Below are 21050 nucleotides of genomic sequence, written 5' to 3'. Positions count from 1 at the left end.
TAAAGGCCGGCGACTGGGGGAGGCAGGTCGCAGGGCTGCGTGGCGGTCCGGACGGCTTGGAGCTGCCTGTTCTCGAACGCCGACGCGGCCTTGCGGGCCGGCGACTCCCGTCGCGCGGGTCGTGTTCATCACCAGACGGTTTGACCCGTCGGACGAGGGCCGGTTCCGCCGGGCCGTCGCTGCTAACATGGCTGCCCCTAGGGCAGTGGTCAGGCGCGGACCGGATCGCGGGAGCGGGGCTTTCGACCCCACGTGTTGTGAACTTCGTGACTGCTCAGCCTGAGTCGGACTAGCCGCTCATCCTCTGAGCCCGTCGACGGACTCCCAGCGAAATCAAAACCTTACTCGCGTCATCAGTGTAGCAGACTCATCCAGCCAATGACCCGTTCAGACACCCCCGCGCCCGCTGCGGCCTCCGATGACCGCGGCGTGCGCACCGTGCGCGTGCCCGAAGACCGCGATGGCCAACGCCTGGACAACTTCCTGCTCGGGCAGCTCAAGGGCGCGCCCCGCTCGCTGGTCTACAAGCTGGTGCGCTCCGGCCAGGTACGGGTGAATGGCGGCCGCGCCAAGGCCGAACGCAAGCTGGTGGGCGGGGACGAGATCCGCATTCCGCCCGTCCGCCTGGCCGAAGAGGGGCCCCGGCAGGCGCCGCCGGCGGGTTTCCTCAAGGCCCTGGAAGCGGCGATCGTGTACGAGGACGCCCGGCTGCTGGCCCTGAACAAGCCCTCCGGCGTGGCCAGCCACGGCGGCAGCGGCATCTCCTTCGGGGCCATCGAGACCCTGCGGGCCCTGCGTCCCAACCAGTCGCTGGAACTGGTCCATCGCCTGGACCGGGATACCTCCGGCCTGCTGGTGGTCGCCAAGAAGCGGGCGGCCCTGGTCGAGATGCAGGCGCTGATGCGCGAGGACGGCGGCATCGCCAAGCGCTACCTGGCGCTGCTGACCGGTCGCATGCCCGACGGCGTGATGACGGTCGACGCCCCGCTGCACGTCGGGCTGCGGCAGGGCGGCGAGCGCCACGTGCAGGTCAATCCGGCCGGCAAGGCCTCGCTCAGCCATTTCCGGGTGCTGGAGCGCCGCGGGGGGCAGTCGTACTGCGAGGTGCGCATCGAGACCGGGCGTACCCACCAGATCCGCGTCCATTCCCAGCACATCGGCCACCCCATCGCCGGCGACGACAAGTACGGCGACCCGGAGGCCAACAAGCGCCTGCGCGACCAGGCCGGCCTGCGCCGCATGTTCCTGCACGCCTCCACCCTGGAATTCAGCCTGGACGGCGGGCGCGCACCTTACCTGCTCAATGCGCCGCTGGCGCCGGAGCTGGTCGACGTGCTGGACAAGCTGGGCTGAGGGCCAGGCGGCCCGTGTAGGCGGGCTGGCGAATATCCCTGGAACCGTCATCCCCGCGTAGCGGGCGGGATGGCAATTCCCCTGGAACCGTCAGCGTTTGGAAGGAGGGGTGGCAACCCGCTCCATCATTCCGCGAAGGCGGCAAACCCCTTGGAACCGAGGCGGGGATGGCAAACCCCTGGAGCCGTCATCTCCGCGAAGGCGGGGATCCCCTTGGAACCGTCATCCCGCGAAGGCGGGGTGGGAACCCCCTTGATCCGTCATCCCCGCGAAGGCGGGGATCCATGGACGTTGCTTTCGTTCTTCCGGGTCGGGTCCTGTGCTCCGGCCTTGGAGAGTTTCGCTCCGCTCTTTGAGTTCCACGTCCGACCCGGCAAACGTCCATGGATCCCCGCCTTCGCGGGGATGACGGCTACAAAGAGTGGAGCGCGACTCCAAAAGACTGGCGCGCGACTCTCAGAGAGTGGAGCGCGACTCTCCGAGAGTGGAGCGCGACTCTAAAAGAGTGGAGTGCGACTCTGAAAGAGTGGAGCGCGACTCTAAAAGAGTGGAGCGCGACTCTAAAAGAGTGGAGCGCGACTCTAAAAGACTGGAGCGCGACTCTAAAAGAGTGGAGCGCGACTCTAAAAGAGTGGAGCGCGACTCTAAAAGAGTGGAGCGCGACTCTAAAAGAGTGGAGCGCGACTCTAAAAGACTGGAGCGCGACTCTCGGAGAGTGGATCGCGAATCTAAAAGACTGGAGCGCGACACTAAAAGAGTGGCGCGTGACTCTGAAAGAGTGGATCGCGACTCCAAAAGAGTGGAACGCGACTCCCGGAGAGTGGACGCGGGCGGATGCCCGTCGCCCGCATTCCTCAGACGTCGTCCCGCGCTGCCTGCGCCGCCTTGGCCAGCCGTGCCTGCTGGCCTTTCGGCAACGCGTCCACGGCGCGGCGGTACGACCAGGCGACCAGTTCTCGCAGGTAGTCCTCGTCGAATGCGGCGACATCGACGATCGTCACCCAATGGAAGCGCGCCATGTAGCGCGCCGGCTTGACGCCGGGCACGTCGGTCAGTTCCAGGAAGCGGTCGGGCGTGACCCGTACGCTGAAGCGCCAGCGTTCGGGTTCGCTGGTCTTGAAATAGGCGAACTGCTTGCCGAGCACCTGGTAGAGCAGCACGTTCGACGGCGCCGGCAGCAGTTTCGCCTGCGCGCCCGGGAAGCCCGCGCACCAGGCCTTGAGTCCGTCCGTGTCCATTCGCTCCTTCGATCCGGCGCGCGGCCGGTCAACACCTTCTCACAGGTAGCGGTTGCACTCGTCGGGCGGCGGATTGGGCGGCGCGAAGGTGACCGGCACCTGCACCTTGCTCGGCACCGGCTTGCCGCCGGCGGTGGCGCCCTTGAACTGCCAGCCACGCACGGCGGTGACCGCCGAGTCATCCAGCGCCTTGACGCCGCTGCTGCGGAAGATGTCGATGCCCACCGGCACGCCGTTGGGGGCCAGGCGTACATCGAGCACGACCTGACCACCGACCTGGCGGCAGGCCAGTTCCGGCGGGTAATCGGGGGGCGGTGTGTGCTGGGCCATCGGGGGCGTGGCGGGCGGCAGGGACGCAGCCGGGGCGGGCGCCTTGCCGCAGGCGGCCAGGACGAGTCCGGCCACGGCCAGCGCGCAAGTCGGAAGCAGGGAGCGGGTCATGGCGTCTCCTCAGCCGGTCAGGGCTTCGGCGCGCGCGGCGCAGATGAAGTCGTTTTCGCTCAGTCCGCCGACGTCGTGGGTCGAGAAGCGCACCACGCAACGGTTGTAATGCACGCCAAGGTCGGGGTGGTGGTCCTCGCGATGGGCCATGAAGGCCAGCGCATTCACGAAGGCCATCGTTTCGTAATAGTTGCCGAAGTTGAACGTCTTGGAGAGGGCATGGCCGTCCTCGACCAGTTCCCAGCCGGGCAGGTCGGGCATCAGCTCGCGGACTCGCGCCTCGGTCAGGCGGTGCTCGCTGCCGCGGCGGGGCAGGCAATGGGCCTGTGCGAGGGGGATGAGGTCGCTCATGGTGCGCTTTCTCCGGCGGGCACATCGACTGAACGAATTCACATCGCTCGACGTCGTAGAGTAGGCACGGCCGGGCTTAAGGCCGCGTGGACCCCGCTAGAATAGCCGCATGATCAATATTTCCGAATCCGCCCAGACCCACTTCCGCAAGCTGATCGAGCGCGAAGCGCTGCCCGGTCTGGGCGTGCGCCTGTCGGCGGTCCACCCGGGTACGGTGAAGGCCGACGTCCGCCTGGAGTTCGCCGAACCCGGCGACCTGCAGGGCGACGAATGGGCGATCGACTGCAACGGCTTCACCCTGTGGCTGGATGCGGCCAGCACCTCCTACCTGGATGGCGCGGAGATCGACTACGAAGTCCAGGCCACCGGCGGCCAGCTGCAGATCCGCGCGCCGCGGATCAAGGGCGAGGTGCCGGGCGATTCGGCCTCGATGGTCGAGCGCGTGCGCTGGCTGGTGGAGCACGAGATCAACCCGCAGCTGGCCCAGCACCGCGGCCACGTCGCGGTGCAGGAAGTGGGGGCCGACGGCGTGGTGTGGCTGCGCTTCGGCGGCGGCTGCCATGGCTGCGGCATGGCTGACGTGACGCTCAAGCAGGGCATCGAGAAGACACTGATGGAGAAGGTGCCCGGGGTGACGGCAGTGCGTGACGCGACCGATCACGACACCGGCGCCGCTCCCTACATCCCGCGCGACGCGGCCTGAGAGGAACGCGGCGCTTGTATACCGCCGCAGATCTCCTCCTCGCGCTGCAGCGCCGGCTGCAGCTGACGTCACCCCATCTGCGTCGTCCGCCGGGCGAGTTCCCGCCCGCCTGGAAGGCCTGGTTCGACGGCATGGCCGCGCGCGTGGGCAGGGTCACCGGCGCGACCGCGCAGTCGATGGTCGACATCCTGCTGGCCCGCCCGCTGGCCGAGCGCCCGCGCCGTTCGGGCGAGCTCACCCGCTGGCAGGCCTTTGGTTCGCTGTGGCGCCAGGAATGGCACGGCCCGGCGCCCGAAGACCGTCGCACGCACCTGATCGCGGCAACGATCACCCTGGTCTGGCACCTGGTCTTCGTCGCGCTGCTGATCTGGTTCATGTTCGTCTACCTGCTCGCCGTCGAACTGGAAGCGACCAAGCGTCGCGGCGAGGACGTGGTGCAGGTCGAATTCGTCGGCACCGGCACGCCGGAGGACGTCGGCGGCGGCCAGCCCGTGCCCTAGGTGCAGGAGACGCCGGCGGCGGCCGCGGCGCAGGCTGCGCAGGCGGACGAGGCCGCACCCGCACTGCCGGCGGCATCGGTCAGCGAGCCCGCGCCGGTCGAGCCCACGCTGGAGGCACCGGTGGCACAGGTGCAGCCGCAGGAAGTGCCCGAACCGGCTCCCGCGCCGGTACCCCCGGTCGAACAGCGCGTGGAAGTCAGCGCGCCCACGCCGGAACCCAGCGATTTCGTGCTGCCGGCGCCGACGGCGCAGGTCGCGCCGCGCGAGGTCGTCGCACGCGACGTGCAGGCGCGCGAAGCCACGGTGGAACAGGCGGACATACCGGCGCCGGCGCGGATCACGATGCCCGAGCTGACGCCGCGCGAGATCGCCGCGCGTCCGGTGCAGGCGCGGGTCCCCGACGTCGCCGTGCGCGAAGTGGCTGCGCCCGTGCGTCAGGTGCGGCCGGTGGAAATCGCCGCGCCTTCCGCGCCCCAGCCCACGATCGCCGGTCCCGAGGCGACGGTCCGCACGCGCGATATCCCAACGCCTTCGGCCGCGCGGTCCGCCGTGCCTGCCAGCGGCACGTCGCAGGCCACCTCGCCGACGCCGACCCGGCCCGGGCCGGCGGCGTCGCAGGCGTCGACGGCGGCAAGCCCGTCGGCGTCACCGGCCAACGCCACGCCATCCACTGCACCTTCAAGTACTGCGCCATCGGGGGCCGCGGCTGCACCCGCGGCAGCACGATCGGGATCGCAACCGGCGGCGGCCAGTGCAGGGCAGGGCCCCAAGCCCGTGTCCGCGCCTGGCGCGTTCCCCACGCCCTCGCGATCGGACGACTGGGGCGCGTCCACGCGCAACACGCCCGGTGGACAGCGCGGCGAACCCAAGGGCCTGTACAACGCCGAAGGCGGCCCGCGCCTGGGCGAAAGCCCCATCAACACCGGCCAGCCACCCGGCACCATCGACGATCGCATCGTCGACCTCGACCGCTCCGGCACGTGGCTCAAGCGCAAGCCCGTGGGTTATGAGCCCACGACGCTGGACAAATACTGGCATCCGCACGAAACGCTGCTGCAGGAATGGGTGCGGAAGGGCATCAAGCGGATGGCCATCCCGATTCCGGGCACCACCAAGAAGATCGAGTGCATCGTCTCGATCCTGCAGCTGGGCGGCGGCTGCGGCATCAGCGACCCGAACGTCAACGACCAGCCCGCGCGCGCGCGACCGCCGCCGGACATTCCGTTCAAGCCGCACCTGCAGGAAGACAACGGAAGCGTCAAGCCGCCACCGGGCGGGTGACGCAAGCGGGATAGATGGTTCAGCGGATCCGCAGCGCCTTGCTCCCTCCTCCGCCTGCGGGGGAGGGTTGAAGTGGGCGGCCGGTCGCGAGGCACCAGAAGAAGGGTCCGTCACTTTCGTTGGGTGAGCGGCGATCGTCGCCCCCATCCCAATCGTCCCCTTGCTTTCAACAGCCGAAGGCTGGTCAACGGGGGAAGGGGCTGATTGCTTCGTCCAAAACAGAAACGGCCCGCATGCGCGGGCCGTCCGTGATACCAGCAAGCGCCGGGCGCTTACTCTTCGGTCGTGCCTTCCAGGTCGCGCAGCTGCGTGGTGCGCGAGCCGAAATACGCGGCGAGGTCGGCGATCTGCTGGTCGGTCAGCTCGGCCGCCTGGCTGGACATCAGCGCATGTTCGCGCTTGCCACCGCGATAGCCCTGCAGGGCCTGCGCCAGGTAATCGGCGTACTGCCCACCCAGCTTCGGATAGCTGGCGTCGATCGGCGCGTTGCCTTCGGCGCCGTGGCAATCCACGCAGGACTGGCCGGTCTTGGCGTTCTTGGTCGAGGCCAGCTGCTCGCCGGCTTCGGCGTGGCCACCGGGCAGGCCGGCGGACGAGGACTTGGCTTCGTGTTCGGCGGCGGCTTCGTGTTCCGCGGCAGCTTCGTGCTCGGCAGGAGCGGTCGGTTCGCCGCCGCCGCAGGCGGTCAGGGCCAGCGATGCGGCCGAAAGGAGCGCGATGGCGAGGAGGTTCTTCGTCATGGTCGATGCGCTCACTTCAGGCTGGACAGGTAGGCGGCGATATCGGCGACGTCCTGGTCAGAGAAGCTCTGCGCCTGGGCCTGCATCGTCGGGTGCTTGCGGGTGCCCTTGAGGTATTCGGTCAGGGCGTTGGTCAGGTAGGTGCTGGACTGGCCGCCGATGCGGGGCACGTGGTAGCTCGGGTATGCGTTCTTGTAGCCCCGGACGCCATGGCAGCCGTGGCAGGTGAAGGCCAGCTGCTTGCCGCGGGCGGCGTCGCCCGACGTAGCGGCCGGCGTCGCCGGCACGGCGGCAGCCGCGGGGGCTGCGGTGGGGGTGGCCTGCGCTGGCGTCACGTCGTCGGCAAACGCGACGGCGGTGGTCAGGGCGAGGCAGGCGGCGATCGTCAGCGGTCGCATCATGTAGTCCGCACTCTCGAATGGCTGATGGGCATTGGCTAGGGCTGCGGCGCCGCCTTCGTTCCGGTGGGACCGCCCGTTCGGGCCCCGGCCTGCGCGCACAAGTCGGCAAGTATAGCCGTCCGCTTGGTCGCAACGAAGCCTGCGCCACATCCGCGCCCGCAGCCGCCGATGTCCGCAACCAATCCCGGGCGCCGCGCATCGAAGAAAGGGAGCCCGTGCGATGCAAGGAGGGGTGCGTCGTGGCACCGGTTTTTTCCTCCCGTCTCATCCGTGGCTCCAGTCACCATGACCTTCGGCCGATGGTCCGTGAAGGGCGGGGTGATATACCTATCTACAACACCGGCATACGCCATTAACTGCTGCCTCCAGGGACCGATTCCATGCGCCTCCAGACCCCCGCCCGCCCCGCATACGCCGCCGTACTGACCGGCCTGCTCTTCACGGGATTGCTTGCCCTGTCCGCCTGCAGCAAGGGCAACGGCGACGCCGAAGCCAAGGCCAAGGAAGAGAAGAAGGGGCCCGACGCCGTGCCGGTCGAGGTCGCCAGGGCCTCCCGCCGCGCCGTGGCCGCCAGCTACACCGGCACCGCGCCGCTGGACGCCCGGGCCGAAGCCCAGGTCATCGCCAAGGTCTCGGGCGTCGCCCTGAGCGTGCTGGTCGAGGAAGGCCAGCACGTGCGCGCCGGGCAGACCCTGGTCCGCCTGGACGCGGACCGCGCCACCCTCCAGGCCGCCCAGGCCGCGGCCCAGCTGCGCAAGCTGGAAGCCAACTTCGCCCGCTCGCAGGAAATGGCCAAGCAGAAGCTGATCAGCGCCAACGACCACGACCAGCTGCGCTACGACCTGGAAAACGCGCGCGCCGCCTACAAGGCCGCGAACCTGGAACTGGTGTACGCGAACGTGACCGCGCCGATCTCCGGCATCGTGGCGTCGCGCTCGATCAAGACCGGCAACTTCGTCCAGATCAACACGCCGATCATCCGCATCGTCGACGTCTCCCGCCTGGAAGCCGTGCTCAACGTCCCCGAGCGCGAACTGGCCACGCTCAAGCCGGGCCTGCCGGTGCAGCTGACGGTCGACGCGCTGCCGGGCAAGGTCTTCACCGGCGCGGTGGACCGCGTGGCCCCGGTCGTGGATTCGGGCAGCGGCACCTTCCGCGTGATCTGCGCCTTCGAAGGCGGCGGCACCCTGCAGCCGGGCATGTTCGGCCGCATCCGGATCGACTACGACCAGCGCGCCGATGCGCTCGTGGTGCCCCGCGTGGCGCTGCTGGAAGATGAAAGCGAACCGGCGGTGTTCGTGGTGCGCGGCGACAAGTCCGCGCGCGTGCCGGTCAAGCTGGGTTACACCGACGGCGAATGGGCCGAGGTGCGTTCGGGCGTGAAGCAGGGCGAGCAGGTCGTGATCGCCGGCAAGACCGCGCTGCGCGATGGCACCGTCGTGCAGGTGATCGGTGCGGGCGCGCCCAAGGTCGCCGCCGCCGAAAAGACCGAAGCCAAGAAGAACTGAGCCCGAGGCCCAAACCCGTGACCAACACCACGCAAGCGGCCTCCGGCGGCCTGATCGAATTCTCGGTCCGTCGGCGGGTCACCATCGCCATGACGGCGATCACCTTCCTGCTGTTCGGCATGATCGCGCTGTTCAGCCTGAAGGTGAATCTGCTGCCTGACCTCAGCTATCCCACCCTGACGGTGCGCACCGAATACGCCGGTGCGGCACCGGCGGAAATCGAAACCCTGATCAGCGAGCCGGTCGAAGAGGCCGTCGGCGTGGTCAAGGGACTGCGCAAGCTCAAGTCGGTGTCGCGCACCGGCCAGAGCGACGTGGTGCTCGAGTTCGCCTGGGGTACCGACATGAACCAGGCCAGCCTGGAGGTGCGCGACAAGATGGAAGTCGTGCAGCTGCCGCTGGAAGCCAAGAAGCCGGTGCTGCTGCGCTTCAATCCGTCCACCCAGCCGATCCTGCGCCTGGCGCTGTCCTCCAAGAAGGACGGCGATTCGCTGCGTGCGCTCACCATGCTGCGCCGGTACGCCGACGACGACCTGAAGAAGAAGCTCGAGCCCGTCGACGGCGTGGCCGCGGTCAAGGTCGGCGGTGGCCTGGAGGATGAGATCCAGGTCGACATCGACCAGCAGAAGCTGGCCCAGCTCAGCCTGCCGATCGACACCGTCATCCAGCGCCTGCAGCAGGAGAACATCAACATCTCCGGCGGCCGCCTGGAGGAGGGAACCCAGCGTTACCTGGTGCGGACTGTCAACCAGTTCGCCACCGTGGACGAAATCCGCGAGATGCTCGTCACCACGCAGGCCGCCGGTGGCGGCGCCGCGGCGAGCGCGGCCGAACAGATGGCCCGCGTGGCCGCTGCCTCGGGCGACGCAAGCGCGATGGCAGCAGCGGCCTCGGTGCAGAGCGCGCAGTCTTCCGGTTCCAGCGTCGCCGCCGGCGGCATGCCGGTGCGCCTGAAGGACGTGGCCGACGTGCGCCAGGGCCACAAGGAACGCGAGGCCATCATCCGCCTGGCCGGCCGTGAAGCGGTCGAACTGGCCATCTACAAGGAAGGCGACTCGAACACGGTCGCCACCGCCGACGCCATCCAGGCGCGGCTGAAGGAGATCAAGGAGCAGATGCCGGCCGACGTGGAACTGACCACGATCGAGGACCAGTCCGGCTTCATCCGCGACGCCATCAGCGACGTCAAGAAGGACGCCGTGATCGGCGGCTTCCTGGCGATCCTGATCATCTTCCTGTTCCTGCGCGACGGCTGGAGCACCTTCGTGGTGGGCCTGTCGCTGCCGATCTCGATCATCACCACGTTCTTCTTCATGGACCAGCTGGGCCTGAGCCTCAACGTCATGTCGCTGGGCGGCCTGGCACTGGCCACAGGCCTGGTGGTCGACGACTCCATCGTGGTGCTGGAATCCATCGCCAAGGCGCGCGAACGCGGCCTGGGCATCCTGGATGCCGCCATCCAGGGCACGCGCGAAGTCAGCATGGCCGTCGTCGCCTCGACGCTGACCACCATCGCCGTGTTCCTGCCGCTGGTCTTCGTGGAAGGCATCGCGGGCCAGCTGTTCCGCGACCAGGCGCTGACCGTGGCGATCGCCATCGGCATCTCGCTGGTCGTGGCGATGACCCTGATTCCGATGCTCAGCGCCCTGAAGGGCCGGCCGCCGCTGGCCTTCCCGGAGGAAGCGCCGCATCCGAAGTGGCAGCCCGCCTCGCGCGCGTTCAAGCCGCTGGCGTTCATCGTGCACATGATCAGTGGCGCGTTCCGCTGGGCGTTCTTCGGCATCGCCTGGGTCGTGGTCCGCGTGTGGCGCGGTGTCAGCGGGGGCGTGGGCCCGGTGATGCGCTGGCTGAGCGATCGGGCAATGGGGACCTATGGGCGCGTGGAGTCGCGCTACCTGCGCCTGCTGCCTTCCGCGCTCGATCGCCCCGGCCTGGTGCTGGGCGGCGCTGCGGCGGCCTTCGCGCTGACCCTGGTGCTGGTGCCGATGCTCGGCGCCGACCTGATCCCGCAGCTGGCCCAGGACCGCTTCGAAATGACGGTCAAGCTGCCTCCCGGCACGCCGCTGCGCGACACCGATGCGATGGTGACGCAGCTGCAGGCCCGCCATGCCAAGGATGCCGGCATCGCGAGCATGTACGGCGTCAGCGGCAGCGGCACCCGCCTGGATGCCAGCCCCACCGAAAGCGGCGAGAACATCGGCAAGCTGTCGATCGTGATGGAAGGCGGCGGCAGCAAGGAATTCGAAGCCAGCCAGACCGAGAAGCTGCGCGCGACGATGCGGGCCTTCCCGCAGGCGCAGGTCGACTTCAGCCGGCCGGAGCTGTTCAACTTCTCGCCGCCGCTGGAAATCGAACTGCACGGCACGGACCTGGAAACCATCCAGCGCGCCGGCCAGCAGATGGCCGCCATGCTGCGCAAGAACGCGCACTACGCCGACGTCAAGTCGACCGTGGAGCAGGGCTTCCCCGAGATCCAGATCCGCTTCGACCAGGACCGCGCCGCGTCGCTGGGCCTGACCACGCGCCAGATCGCCGACGCGGTGGTCAAGAAGGTGCGCGGTGAGGTGGCCACGCGCTACAGCTTCCGCGACCGGAAGATCGACGTGCTGGTGCGCGCGCAGGAATCGGACCGCGCCTCGGTCGAGAGCATCCGCCACCTGATCGTCAATCCGGGCAGCAGCCGTCCGGTCACGCTGGACTCCGTCGCCGACGTCGTGTCGACCACCGGTCCCAGCGAGATCCACCGTGTCGACCAGGTACGCGTGGCGATCGTCTCGGCCAACCTGCGCGACATCGACCTGGGCGGCGCCGTGCAGGAAGTGCAGGACCTGGTGGCGGCCCAGCCGCTCGGCGCGGACGTGCGCATGCACATCGGCGGCCAGGGCGAAGAGCTCAAGGAGTCGATCAACTCGCTGCTGTTCGCCTTCGGCCTGGCCATTTTCCTGGTCTACCTGGTGATGGCCTCGCAGTTCGAGTCGCTGCTGCATCCCTTCGTGATCCTGTTCACCATCCCGCTGGCCCTGGTCGGCGCCGTGCTGGCACTGCTGATGACGCGCTCGCCGGTGTCGGTGGTGGTGTTCATCGGCCTGATCCTGCTGGTGGGACTGGTGGTCAAGAACGCCATCATCCTGATCGACAAGGTCAACCAGCTGCGCGAGGAAGGCGTGGCCAAGCGCACGGCACTGGTGGAAGGCGCCCGCTCGCGACTGCGTCCGATCGTGATGACCACGCTGTGCACCCTGTTCGGTTTCGCGCCGCTCGCGCTGGCGATGGGCGCCGGCGCCGAGGTCCGCTCGCCGATGGCGATCACGGTCATCGGCGGCCTGCTGGTGTCCACGCTGCTGACCCTGGTGGTGATCCCGGTGGTGTACGACCGGCTGGACCGCCGCGCCGACGAGTACTACCGCGAACGCGGTCGCCGCAACCGCCGTGACCAGGCCGAAGTGGCCACCGCGCTGGAGCACGAGGGCGACCCGCTGACGGACGGAGGCCACGCATGAGTGTCGCCGAACTCAGCATCAAGCGGCCCGTCACGACGATCATGTTCTTCGTGTCGATGTTCGTCATCGGCCTGATCGCCGCGATCCGCCTGCCGCTGGAAGCCTTCCCCGAGGTCTCGCCGCCCTTCATCTTCGTCCAGGTGCCCTACACGGGCTCCACGCCGGAGGAGGTCGAGCGCACGGTGCTGCGCCCGATCGAAGAGTCGATGTCGACCATGAGCGGCATCAAGCGCATCGACTCGGAGGCCAAGGCCGACGGGGCGACGATCTTCATGCAGTTCACCGACTGGGAGCGCGACGTCGCGATCGCCGCCTCGGAGGCGCGCGAGCGCATCGATGCGATCCGCGCCGACCTGCCCGACGACCTGCAGCGCTACTTCGTGCTGAAGTTCTCCACCACCGACCAGCCCGTGCTCCGCGTCCGGCTGGCCAGCGAGTCGCAGAACCTGGTCTCGGCCTACGACCTGATCGACCGCGAGTTCAAGCGCCGCCTGGAGCGCATCCCGGGCGTGGCGCGGGTGGAGATCTCCGGCGCGCCGCCCAATGAAGTGGAGGTGGCGATCGAACCCGATCGCCTCAGCGCGCACAACCTGAGCCTCAACGAGCTGAGCACGCGCCTGCAGGCGGTGAACTTCTCGGTGTCGGCGGGCCAGATCGACGACGGAGGCCGGCGCCTGCGCGTGCAGCCCGTGGGCGAGCTGACCGACCTGCAGGAACTGCGCGACCTGGTGATCGCCAACGGCGTCCGCCTGGGCGACGTGGCCGAAGTGCGTCTGAAGCCGGCCCGCATGAACATGGGCCGCCGCCTCGACGGCCATCCGGCCGTGGGCCTGGACATCTTCAAGGAGCGTAACGCCAACCTGGTGGAGGTGTCGAAGAACGCGCTGGCCGAGGTCAACCGGATCCGCGAGGAGCCGGCGCTGAGCGGCGTGCAGATCAAGATCATCGAGAACCAGGGCGACAACGTCACCAAGTCCCTGCTGGAGCTGGCGGAGGCGGGCGGCATCGGCCTGCTGCTGTCGATCGCCGTGCTGTTCTTCTTCCTGCGCCACTGGCCGTCGACGCTGATGGTGACCCTGGCGATCCCCATCTGCTTCGTGATGACGCTGGGCTTCATGTACTTCGCCGGCGTCACGCTCAACATCCTGTCGATGATGGGCCTGCTGCTGGCGGTGGGCATGCTGGTGGACAACGCGGTGGTGGTGGTGGAAAGCATCTACCAGGAACGCGAGCGCCTTCCCGGCCAGCCGCGCCTGGCCTCGATCCTGGGCACCCGGCACGTGGCCATCGCGCTGTCGGCGGGCACCCTGTGCCACTGCATCGTGTTCGTCCCGAACCTGTTCGGCGACCGCAACTTCCTCAGCATCTACATGTCGCAGATCGCGATCACGATCTCGGTGTCGCTGCTGGCCTCCTGGCTGGTCGCGGTGAGCCTGATCCCGATGATCTCGGCGCGGCTGAAGACCCCGCCGATGGTGCGCAACGAAGGCGGCCTGATCTTCCGCATGCAGCACAAGTACGGACGCTTCCTGCGCTGGACGCTGGAACACCGTGGCAAGGCCATCCTGGGCATCATCCTGATCATCGCCGTCAGCCTGGTCCCGCTGAAGATGACCAAGGTGAACATGTTCGGCGGCGAGGAAGGCAAGGAGACCGAGTTCTTCTACCAGTGGAACGGCAGCTACACCAAGGAGCAGATGTCGGACGAAGTGCTGCGGGTGGAGCAGTTCCTGGATGCCAACCGCAAGAAGTACCACATCGAACAGATCTACTCCTGGTACAGCGAGGAAGGCTGGGCCGGTACCCGCGTGACCTTCGCCGACGACGCCGGCTCGATCAAGCCGCTGGTGGACGCCATCAGCAAGGAGATCCCCAAGTCGGCCCGGGCGACCATCGGCGCGGGTGGCGACAACGGTCCCGGCGGCGGCGGACCCGGCCAGAAGGCTCAGGTCTTCCTGGTCGGCGACTCCACCGAAACGCTGACCGAGCTGGGCCGGGACCTGGTGCCGATCCTGTCCAAGCGCAAGGAACTGCGCGACGTCCGCATCGATATCGGTGACACCAACAGCGAGCTGCGCGTCCACGTGGACCGCGAGCGCGCGGCGTCCTTCGGCTTCAGCGCCCAGCAGGTCTCGCAGTTCGTCGGCCTGGCCCTGCGCGGAGCGCCGCTGCGGGAATTCCGCCGGGGCGAGAGCGAAGTGCCGGTGTGGATCCGCTTTGCCGGCGCCGACCACTTCGGCGTGGAGGACATCGCGTCGTTCACGGTGCGCGCGCCGGACGGCCGCACGGTGCCGTTGCTGGCGATGGTCGACGTGGACGTGAAGCCCGCGGCGACCTCGATCAAGCGCGCCAACCGGCAGACGACGCTGACCATCCAGGCGGGCCTGCCCGACAAGGTGACCATGCCCGACGCCCGCAAGGCGATGGAGGAATCGCTCAAGTCGGTGTCGTTCCCGCCGGGCTACAGCTACAGCTTCGAGGGCGGCGGCTTCGGCGACGACGACGAGGCGATGAAGCAGATGTTGTTCAACCTGGCCATCGCACTGCTGCTGATCTACATCGTCATGGCGGCCGTGTTCGAGTCCCTGCTGTTCCCGGCCGCGATCATGTCCGGCGTGCTGTTCTCGGTGTTCGGTGTGTTCTGGCTGTTCTGGATGACCGGCACCGAGTTCAACATCATGGCCTTCATCGGCATCCTGGTGCTGATGGGCGTGGTGGTGAACAACGGCATCGTGATGATCGAGCACATCAACAACCTGCGCCGCCGGGGGCTGGACCGCACCGAGGCACTGGTGGTGGGCAGCAAGGAACGCCTGCGCCCGATCCTGATGACGATGGGCACGGCCATCCTGGCGATGGTGCCGATCGCCATCGGCGGCACGCAGATGGGCGGCGACGGCCCGGCGTACTACCCGATGGCGCGTGCCATCGCCGGCGGCCTGGCGTTCTCCACGCTGGTGAGCCTGCTGTTCCTGCCGACGATCTATGCGCTGCTGGACGACCTGAGGACGGGCACGGTGCGCGTGATCCGTCGCGCCCAGGGCAAACCGGCCCTGCCGGCCGGCTCGGTCACGGCGATATTGCCCGGCCCGTAAAGGCCGGGCACGATCGAACCAAGCGGACGGGCCGGGAAACCGGCCCGTTTGTTTTGGTGGGGAGTAGAGCTTGTCTGCCGTGAGTGGCCCCGTTGTCCGGAACCAGGCCGGCGGGTTGATCAAGCCGGCACGAGGGTTACGGCGGCAGGTCGTTCAACCGGGCAGCCCGTCAGCGCGGGAACGCATCCCGCCGACGTGTCCAGGCCGTCGTGCTGCGCGCAGCTGGCAGGCCCACTCAACCGATGGCCGCCCGCCAATCGGCTTGTTCCAACGAGCGATGGCCCTGCCGGGCGGAACTCAGCCCAGCAACTTGCTCAGCATCGCCGCGCCGCCGGTCCACACGCCGATGGCCGTGCCCAGGCTGGTCAGGAAGAAGTTGAGCAGCACGCGGGCGACGCGGTTCTTCCACCAGCCCTTCAGCGTGCCCACGTCATCGCGCAGGGCCATGAAGTCGGCATAGGTAGGCTTGCGTACCCAGGCTTCGACCAGGGCGCTGAGCGTGCCCGACGCCAGCGCCGGATGGAGCGGGGTGACCGGGGAGGCGACGAATGCGGTCAGGATGCTCAGCGGATGGCCGCCGGCGATGGCGCAACCGATGGCGCCTAGGGTGCCGGTCGCCAGGACCCAGTGCAGCAGCAGGTCGGAACCCACTTCCAGCCCCCCGCGGTAGAAGCCCCAGCCGAAACCGCCGATCACGAACGCGGCGAGGAGCAGGGTGAACCAGGGAATGTCGCTCTTCTTCGGCAGCGCCTCCAGTTCCTCGCGCAGGGACGCCGGTTCGCGGGTTTCCTCGCGCAGGTGGCGGGCCATGCCCTGCAGGTGGCCGGCGCCGACGACCGCGAGCACTTCCCGGGCATCGCCGTGCGATTCGCGCAGGCGTGCCGCCATGTAGCGGTCGCGCTCGGCGATGACGGTGTCGAACACTTCCGGGCTGTCGCTGGCGAACTCGCTGAAGCTGGATTCGAGCATGTCGCCCTGCTTGAGCTTCTCGATCTCGTCGTCGCCCACCTGCTCGTCGACGAACAGGGAGGCGGCCAGGCCGCCGCCCAGCTTGGCGCGGCCCCACCAGCCCAGGCGGTGGGATGCACGGCGGAAGGTCAGGCCGACTTCCCGGTCGATCAGGTGCACGGGCAGGTTGCGCTCGCGCGCGTCGAGCACGGCCTGCCGCAGTTCCGCGCCAGGTTCGATCCCCAGCTGCTCCGCCAGGCGGCGCTGGTACGCGGCGAGGGCCAGGTTGGCGGCGAACATCGCGGTGCGGCCGGTGCGGATCACCTGCACCAGGTCGAGCTTGGCCAGGGCGTCCGGTTCCGTCAGCGCCTGCAGGCGCGGCGCGTCCAGTTCCACCGCGACGGCGTCGTAGCGGCCGCTGGCCACGGCATCGCGCACCGCGTCCACGCTGGCGCGCGAGACGTGCGCGGTGCCCAGCAGGGTGTAGCGCACGCCGTCGCGCTCGACGATGGCGTGGGGCTGGCCGTCGAGGCCAGGGTTCATCGAATCGTTCATCCAGTCCGGAGCGCGAGGCGCGCAGTCAGGCGTGCCCGTCGCACGAAGTCGGGCAGGATAGAGCGTGCGCGCCGCCACGGGCAAACCGACGGCGCGCAGGCCCGCAGGCGACGGCTGCCGCGAGCTCCCGGGAAGTTCCGTGCCGGGACTCAGGCGAATCCGTAGGGCAGGTTCGGGCTGGAAACGACCCGGTCGCCCACCACCTCTCCACGCAGGAAGCGCAGCGCCGCCCCGATCACGCCGGCATCGTCGGCGATGCGGTTGTGGCCCAGGCCGCGCGTGCTCAGGAGCCGGGAGTCGGGCCAGAAGCGCGCCCACCGCTCGCCCTCGGACCACGGCACTTCGCGGTCCTCCACGTCATGCACGATCAACGCGGGGCGGCCGATCGCCGGGGCGTTGACGTGCGCCTGCAGCTCGGTCGCGTCGAAACGCATGGCCTGTTCGAAACGCGCGAACATCCGGCGACCCAGCCAGCCGGCCAGCCAGACGAAGCGCGAGAAGCGTTCCACCGCGGCCAGCGGATCGGCCGCCGGCGCGATCAGGATCGCCCGCTCGGCGCGCAGCCCGCGCGCGAGCGCCAGCGCGGCGGCGGCGCCGCCCAGCGAATGGCCGATCACGGCGGCGGCCGGACCGAAGTGGCGCGCGACCGACAGCAGGTGGCAGGTGAAATCGGGCAGGGTGGTGTGGCTGCCGCCGCTGCGTCCGTGCGCCGCCTGGTCGAACGCCACCACCGCGTAGCCGGCGTCCTGCAGCGGACGCAGCCACGGCGCCGCGCGCGTGCCATGGCTCGACCAGCCGTGCGCGAACAGCACGTAGGGCTGGCGGTGCGGATCACCCCAGACATAGGTGTGGATGGGCAGGCCATCGATGTCGAGGTCGAACTCCGCGGCCCCGCAGGTGGGGGCGGCCAGCGCGCGGCTGCGGGACGAGCGGAAGGGGCGGGTGAACAGCTCGCCCGCCTTCCGTGCCATGGCCTCGGGGGCGAGGGGACCGGCGAGCAGGAATTCCAGTCGCACCGCATACAGGGCGATGACATTACGAACGATCGTGCTAATGCTGGTCGTGCCGGGACGGCGAACGATGGCGTTCATGGCATACCTCGGGGGCGGATCAGGCAGTGGGGGGAGTAGTTGGCGATCCAGCGCTCGACCGCGCTGTCGCCATGACGACGGGCCAGGTCGTAGCCGAACAGGCCGGATTCGTGGTGCACCGCGAGCGGGATCGCGTAGAGCTCGAAGGCGTACTGGTCGGTGTCGCCCTCGCGCAGGTGGCCGCAGTCGATGGCCAGCTGGATGGTGCGGCGAAGCTCTGTGCGCCAGCGCTGCTCGTTGCGCAGCACCTGGTCGCGGATGGGGCCGGGGCGGTCGTCGTACTCGGTGACCGAACCCAGCAACACGCAACCGCCGGAATTGCCGCGGACCCACTCGAACCAGTGGTGCATGACGGCGCGCAGGCGGGGGCAGGCCGCGAGGCTGCGACAGTGCCGGCATCAGGACCGCTTCGCCGAAGCGCGTGGCGGCCGATTCGATCACCGCCATCTGCAGGTCCTCGCGGGATCCGAAATGGGCGAAGACGCCGCTCTTGGACATGCCCACCGCCTGGGCCAGCGGCCCGATCGACAGGCCCTCGACGCCGGAGAACCGGGCGATCTCGTAGGCCCGCTCGATGATGGCGTCCCGCGTGGCGGCACCCTTGGACGTGGCGGTGAGAGCGTTCATGCGGCGAACAATAGCACGATCGTTCGTTTCTAGGCGACCGCTCGTCAGCACCGGCAAAGCGGCGTCTCAGGGCTGGCGAGGCTCGTCGGTTCGGCGGTCAGGGCGCGCAGCTGTCGCCAAAACCCAGCGGACGCTGCATCTGCACCGTATCCAGCCATTGGCCGTGTTTGCGGCCCAGCCCCCTGAAGGTGCCCACCGTGGCAAACCCGAGCCGGGTGTGCAGCGCGATCGAGGCAGCGTTGGAGCGGTCGCCGATGACCGCGACCATCTGCCGGTAGCCCAGCGTGGTGCAGTCATCGATCAGACGCTGAAGCAGGGAGCGGCCGACGCCTCGTCCGGCCAGCGCCGGATGCACGTAGACGGTGTCCTCAACCGTCCAGCGATACCCCTCGCGCGTGCGATAGGCGCTCGCGTAGGCGTAGCCGGCAAGGCGCTCATCCAGGTGGGCCACCAGGAACGGATAGCCCTGCGAGACGATCGCCTGCCAGCGCTTGGCCATTTCCGGTTCGTCCGGGGGCGCGTACTCGTACGTCGCCAGGCCCGTGCGGACTTCCTCGGCATACAGCGCCGTGATCGCCGCCAGGTCGGCCGCGGTCGCCGCGCGCAGGCTCGGCCTGGCCGCCGCAGTGTCGGACATGTCAGTCGCGGTACCGCTTGAGCAGATCGCCATACGCGTCGATGCGGCGGTCGCGCAGGAACGGCCAGATGCGGCGGACGTGCTCGCTGCGTTCCATGTCGACCTCGCACATCAGGATTTCCGGTTCGTTCTGGTTGGCCTCGGCCAGGAATTCGCCCTGGGGGCCCAGGACGTGGCTCGATCCCCAGAACTGGATGCCGGAGGTGCCCAGAGGCGAGGCTTCATGGCCCACGCGGTTGCACGACAGGACCGGCAGGCCGTTGGCCACCGAGTGGCCACGATGGCTGAGGATCCAGGCATTGCGCTGGCGGTCCTTCTCGGCCTGCTCGTCGTCGGGATCCCAGCCGATGGCGGTGGGATAGAGCAGCAGTTCCGCGCCGGCCAGCGCCATCATCCGCGCGCCCTCGGGGTACCACTGGTCCCAGCAGACCATCACGCCGAGACGGCCGACCGACGTGTCGATGGGCTCGAAGCCCAGGTCGCCCGGCGTGAAGTAGAACTTCTCGTAGAAGCCCGGGTCGTCGGGGATGTGCATCTTGCGGTACTTGCCCGCGGTCGAGCCGTCCTTGTCGAAGACCACGGCGGTGTTGTGGTACAGGCCGGTCGCGCGCTTCTCGAACAGCGAGGACACCAGCACCACGCCATGCTGCCTGGCCAGCGGTCCCAGCCGCTGGGTGCTCGGGCCGGGGATCGGCTCGGCAAGGTCGAACTCGCCGACCGATTCGTGCTGGCAGAAGTACGGGCCGTTGTGCAGTTCCTGCAGCAGCACCAGCCGTGCGCCGCGCCTGGCCGCTTCGGCGACGCGGGCTTCGATCACCTCGAGGTTGGCATCGGCGTCGCCGTGGTTGCGTTCCTGGATGAGGGCGACGGGCAGGGTGGTCTTCTTCATGTGCGCTCGCTTCGGTATTCCCGCGTCATTGTAGGACGCGCTGGGGTGAGGCTCAGGCAACCACGCCCAGCGGCAACTGCATCGTCAGGCAGTGCAGACTGCCGTTCTGCCAGATCAGCGGGCGGCAGGGAATGGCCACGATTTCGCGGTCCGGGAAGGCCTGTGCCAGTACCTCCTGCGCGCGGGCATCGGCCTCGTCGCCGTAGGCCGGCATCAGCACGGCGCCATTGACGATGAGGAAGTTGGCGTAGCTGGCGGCGAGGCGCCGACCCTCGTCCACGATCGGGCGCGCCTAGGGCAGCGGAAACAGCCGGTACGGTCGGCCCTCGACCGTGCGCAGGGCGGCGATCTCCTCGCCCATGGCGTGGAGTTCGGCGTAATGCGAATCGGCCGGGTCGTCGCAGGCCTGGAACACGATCGCGTCCGGCGCGGCAAAGCGGGCGAGGGTATCGATGTGCGCGTCGGTGTCGTCGCCCTCGAGGTAACCGTGGTCGAGCCAGAGCACCCGGTCCTGCTGCAGCCACTGCGCCAGTTTGCCGGTGATCTCGTCCCGGCTCCGCTCCGGGTGCCGCTCGTGCAGGCACTGCCAGGTGCTCAGCAGCGTGCCCGCGCCGTCGGTCTCGATTGCGCCACCTTCCAGTGCAAAATCAACTGGTTGGCGATTACTCTTCAGGAAGATTCCAGTTTCCGCGAGGTGCTGGATCAACTGGTCGTCGCGGCTGGCCTCGAACTTGCCGCCCCACCCGGTGAACCGGAAATCCAGCAGCCGGAAGCCGTCGCCCTCGCGCAGCGTGATCGGGCCGGAATCGCGCAGCCAGGTGTCGTCGTATTCGACCGGGATGAAGCGCACCCGGGACAGGTCGATCCGGGCCGAGCGCAGGCGCGCCTCGGCGTAGGTCTGCAGATCGTCGTCGGAGACGCAGATCAGGACGGACTCGAACCGGGTCAGCGCCGCCACCAGGGCGATATAGGTTTCCTCGACCTCGCCGAGCCGATCGGCCCAGTCGGTCTGGGCATGCGGCCAGGCGATGAGGACGGCGGACTGGGGTTCCCATTCGGCGGGAAAGCGGGGGGTAGGGGTCATCGGGCAGGTTTTCGCAGGCAGGGGCGTCGGGGACGGGGGCCGGAAACGAAAAGCGGGCCATGCGGCCCGCCTTGTCTGATCGGCCGCCCGGTCGGGCGGCCTGGGTGA

The 21050-nt window shown here is 68.8% G+C and carries 17 protein-coding genes and 1 pseudogene; 7 read left to right on the top strand and 11 right to left on the bottom strand.

The window, feature by feature from the left end:
* The first annotated feature begins 378 nt into the window (after positions 1–378).
* Complete coding sequence (locus I8J32_RS13605) at positions 379–1353, top strand: RluA family pseudouridine synthase (RefSeq protein ID WP_200615608.1); 975 nt, start codon at positions 379–381, stop codon at positions 1351–1353.
* Positions 1354–2207: 854 nt separating this feature from the next.
* Here I8J32_RS13605 and I8J32_RS13600 read toward each other — a convergent pair.
* The 3 genes from I8J32_RS13600 to I8J32_RS13590 are packed head-to-tail and all read right to left on the bottom strand — an operon-like array spanning position 2208 to position 3383.
* Positions 2208–2591 (bottom strand): MmcQ/YjbR family DNA-binding protein, encoded by a 384-nt coding sequence (locus I8J32_RS13600; RefSeq protein ID WP_200616494.1) that lies wholly within the window; start codon positions 2589–2591, stop codon positions 2208–2210.
* A gap of 39 nt (positions 2592–2630) precedes the next feature.
* Positions 2631–3032 carry an energy transducer TonB gene (locus tag I8J32_RS13595; RefSeq protein WP_200616493.1) on the bottom strand — a complete coding sequence of 134 codons (402 nt, stop codon included), beginning with the start codon at positions 3030–3032 and terminating at the stop codon, positions 2631–2633.
* A gap of 9 nt (positions 3033–3041) precedes the next feature.
* A complete protein-coding gene (locus tag I8J32_RS13590; RefSeq protein WP_200616492.1) occupies positions 3042–3383 on the bottom strand; it encodes a 4a-hydroxytetrahydrobiopterin dehydratase in 342 nt (113 codons plus the stop codon).
* Positions 3384–3492: 109 nt separating this feature from the next.
* Between I8J32_RS13590 and I8J32_RS13585 the strand changes: the two genes are divergently transcribed.
* Genes I8J32_RS13585 through I8J32_RS13575 form a run of 3 tightly spaced genes read left to right on the top strand, consistent with a single transcriptional unit; the run spans position 3493 to position 5867 of the window.
* A complete protein-coding gene (locus I8J32_RS13585) occupies positions 3493–4086 on the top strand; it encodes an NfuA family Fe-S biogenesis protein (RefSeq protein WP_200616491.1) in 594 nt (197 codons plus the stop codon).
* 14 nt (positions 4087–4100) lie between these two features.
* Positions 4101–4586 carry a hypothetical protein gene (locus tag I8J32_RS13580; protein ID WP_207526618.1) on the top strand — a complete coding sequence of 162 codons (486 nt, stop codon included), beginning with the start codon at positions 4101–4103 and terminating at the stop codon, positions 4584–4586.
* Complete coding sequence (locus I8J32_RS13575; protein ID WP_207526617.1) at positions 4587–5867, top strand: transmembrane repetitive protein; 1281 nt, start codon at positions 4587–4589, stop codon at positions 5865–5867. It abuts the gene before it with no gap.
* Positions 5868–6139: 272 nt separating this feature from the next.
* On the opposite strand, the gene I8J32_RS13570 is transcribed toward I8J32_RS13575, so the two are convergent.
* Together I8J32_RS13570 and I8J32_RS13565 are read right to left on the bottom strand one after the other, a co-directional pair.
* Positions 6140–6607: a c-type cytochrome gene (locus I8J32_RS13570; protein WP_200616489.1), complete on the bottom strand. Its 468-nt coding sequence runs from the start codon at positions 6605–6607 to the stop codon at positions 6140–6142.
* 11 nt (positions 6608–6618) lie between these two features.
* Positions 6619–7005 (bottom strand): c-type cytochrome, encoded by a 387-nt coding sequence (locus tag I8J32_RS13565; protein WP_200616501.1) that lies wholly within the window; start codon positions 7003–7005, stop codon positions 6619–6621.
* Positions 7006–7388: 383 nt separating this feature from the next.
* On the opposite strand from I8J32_RS13565, the gene I8J32_RS13560 reads away from it, so the two are divergent.
* The 3 genes from I8J32_RS13560 to I8J32_RS13550 are packed head-to-tail and all read left to right on the top strand — an operon-like array spanning position 7389 to position 15111.
* Entirely contained in the window at positions 7389–8516 is a 1128-nt protein-coding gene (locus I8J32_RS13560) for an efflux RND transporter periplasmic adaptor subunit (protein WP_200616488.1), read from the top strand.
* A complete protein-coding gene (locus I8J32_RS13555) occupies positions 8513–12016 on the top strand; it encodes an efflux RND transporter permease subunit (RefSeq protein ID WP_407061031.1) in 3504 nt (1167 codons plus the stop codon). Before I8J32_RS13560 ends, I8J32_RS13555 begins: the two co-directional genes overlap by 4 nt.
* Entirely contained in the window at positions 12013–15111 is a 3099-nt protein-coding gene (locus tag I8J32_RS13550) for an efflux RND transporter permease subunit (RefSeq protein ID WP_200616487.1), read from the top strand. Before I8J32_RS13555 ends, I8J32_RS13550 begins: the two co-directional genes overlap by 4 nt.
* Positions 15112–15408: 297 nt before the next feature.
* On the opposite strand, the gene I8J32_RS13545 is transcribed toward I8J32_RS13550, so the two are convergent.
* The 6 genes and pseudogenes from I8J32_RS13545 to I8J32_RS13520 form a co-directional block, all read right to left on the bottom strand.
* Positions 15409–16614 (bottom strand): TraB/GumN family protein, encoded by a 1206-nt coding sequence (locus tag I8J32_RS13545; protein ID WP_200616486.1) that lies wholly within the window; start codon positions 16612–16614, stop codon positions 15409–15411.
* A 149-nt stretch (positions 16615–16763) separates the two neighbouring features.
* Entirely contained in the window at positions 16764–17705 is a 942-nt protein-coding gene (locus I8J32_RS13540) for an alpha/beta hydrolase (RefSeq protein ID WP_200616485.1), read from the bottom strand.
* On the bottom strand, positions 17702–18055 hold the full coding sequence (locus I8J32_RS17705) for a TetR family transcriptional regulator C-terminal domain-containing protein (protein ID WP_245156540.1): 354 nt from the start codon (positions 18053–18055) through the stop codon (positions 17702–17704). Before I8J32_RS17705 ends, I8J32_RS13540 begins: the two co-directional genes overlap by 4 nt.
* Before the next feature lie 374 nt (positions 18056–18429).
* The gene (locus I8J32_RS13530; RefSeq protein WP_200616483.1) at positions 18430–18969 is read right to left on the bottom strand and encodes a GNAT family N-acetyltransferase; all 540 of its coding nucleotides are present in this window, start codon (positions 18967–18969) and stop codon (positions 18430–18432) included.
* Position 18970: 1 nt separating this feature from the next.
* Positions 18971–19858 (bottom strand): carbon-nitrogen hydrolase, encoded by an 888-nt coding sequence (locus I8J32_RS13525; protein WP_200616482.1) that lies wholly within the window; start codon positions 19856–19858, stop codon positions 18971–18973.
* 52 nt (positions 19859–19910) lie between these two features.
* Positions 19911–20942, bottom strand: a pseudogene (locus tag I8J32_RS13520) (agmatine deiminase family protein).
* Positions 20943–21050: the final 108 nt, after the last annotated feature.

Origin of the sequence: Lysobacter solisilvae (genome assembly GCF_016613535.2) — a bacterium.
Classification (GTDB): Bacteria; Pseudomonadota; Gammaproteobacteria; order Xanthomonadales; family Xanthomonadaceae; genus Agrilutibacter; species Agrilutibacter solisilvae.
The sequence above is the reverse complement of the archived record's forward strand: the minus strand, read 5'-3'. Positions and strand labels throughout refer to the sequence as shown.

Coding starts and splice junctions, on each gene's coding strand:
- I8J32_RS13605 (WP_200615608.1), top strand. CDS start 379: ATGACCCGTTCAGACACCCCCGCGCCCGCTGCGGCCTCCGATGACCGC.
- I8J32_RS13600 (WP_200616494.1), bottom strand. CDS start 2,591: ATGGACACGGACGGACTCAAGGCCTGGTGCGCGGGCTTCCCGGGCGCG.
- I8J32_RS13595 (WP_200616493.1), bottom strand. CDS start 3,032: ATGACCCGCTCCCTGCTTCCGACTTGCGCGCTGGCCGTGGCCGGACTC.
- I8J32_RS13590 (WP_200616492.1), bottom strand. CDS start 3,383: ATGAGCGACCTCATCCCCCTCGCACAGGCCCATTGCCTGCCCCGCCGC.
- I8J32_RS13585 (WP_200616491.1), top strand. CDS start 3,493: ATGATCAATATTTCCGAATCCGCCCAGACCCACTTCCGCAAGCTGATC.
- I8J32_RS13570 (WP_200616489.1), bottom strand. CDS start 6,607: ATGACGAAGAACCTCCTCGCCATCGCGCTCCTTTCGGCCGCATCGCTG.
- I8J32_RS13565 (WP_200616501.1), bottom strand. CDS start 7,005: ATGCGACCGCTGACGATCGCCGCCTGCCTCGCCCTGACCACCGCCGTC.
- I8J32_RS13560 (WP_200616488.1), top strand. CDS start 7,389: ATGCGCCTCCAGACCCCCGCCCGCCCCGCATACGCCGCCGTACTGACC.
- I8J32_RS13550 (WP_200616487.1), top strand. CDS start 12,013: ATGAGTGTCGCCGAACTCAGCATCAAGCGGCCCGTCACGACGATCATG.
- I8J32_RS13545 (WP_200616486.1), bottom strand. CDS start 16,614: ATGAACGATTCGATGAACCCTGGCCTCGACGGCCAGCCCCACGCCATC.
- I8J32_RS13540 (WP_200616485.1), bottom strand. CDS start 17,705: ATGAACGCCATCGTTCGCCGTCCCGGCACGACCAGCATTAGCACGATC.
- I8J32_RS17705 (WP_245156540.1), bottom strand. CDS start 18,055: ATGCACCACTGGTTCGAGTGGGTCCGCGGCAATTCCGGCGGTTGCGTG.
- I8J32_RS13530 (WP_200616483.1), bottom strand. CDS start 18,969: ATGTCCGACACTGCGGCGGCCAGGCCGAGCCTGCGCGCGGCGACCGCG.
- I8J32_RS13525 (WP_200616482.1), bottom strand. CDS start 19,858: ATGAAGAAGACCACCCTGCCCGTCGCCCTCATCCAGGAACGCAACCAC.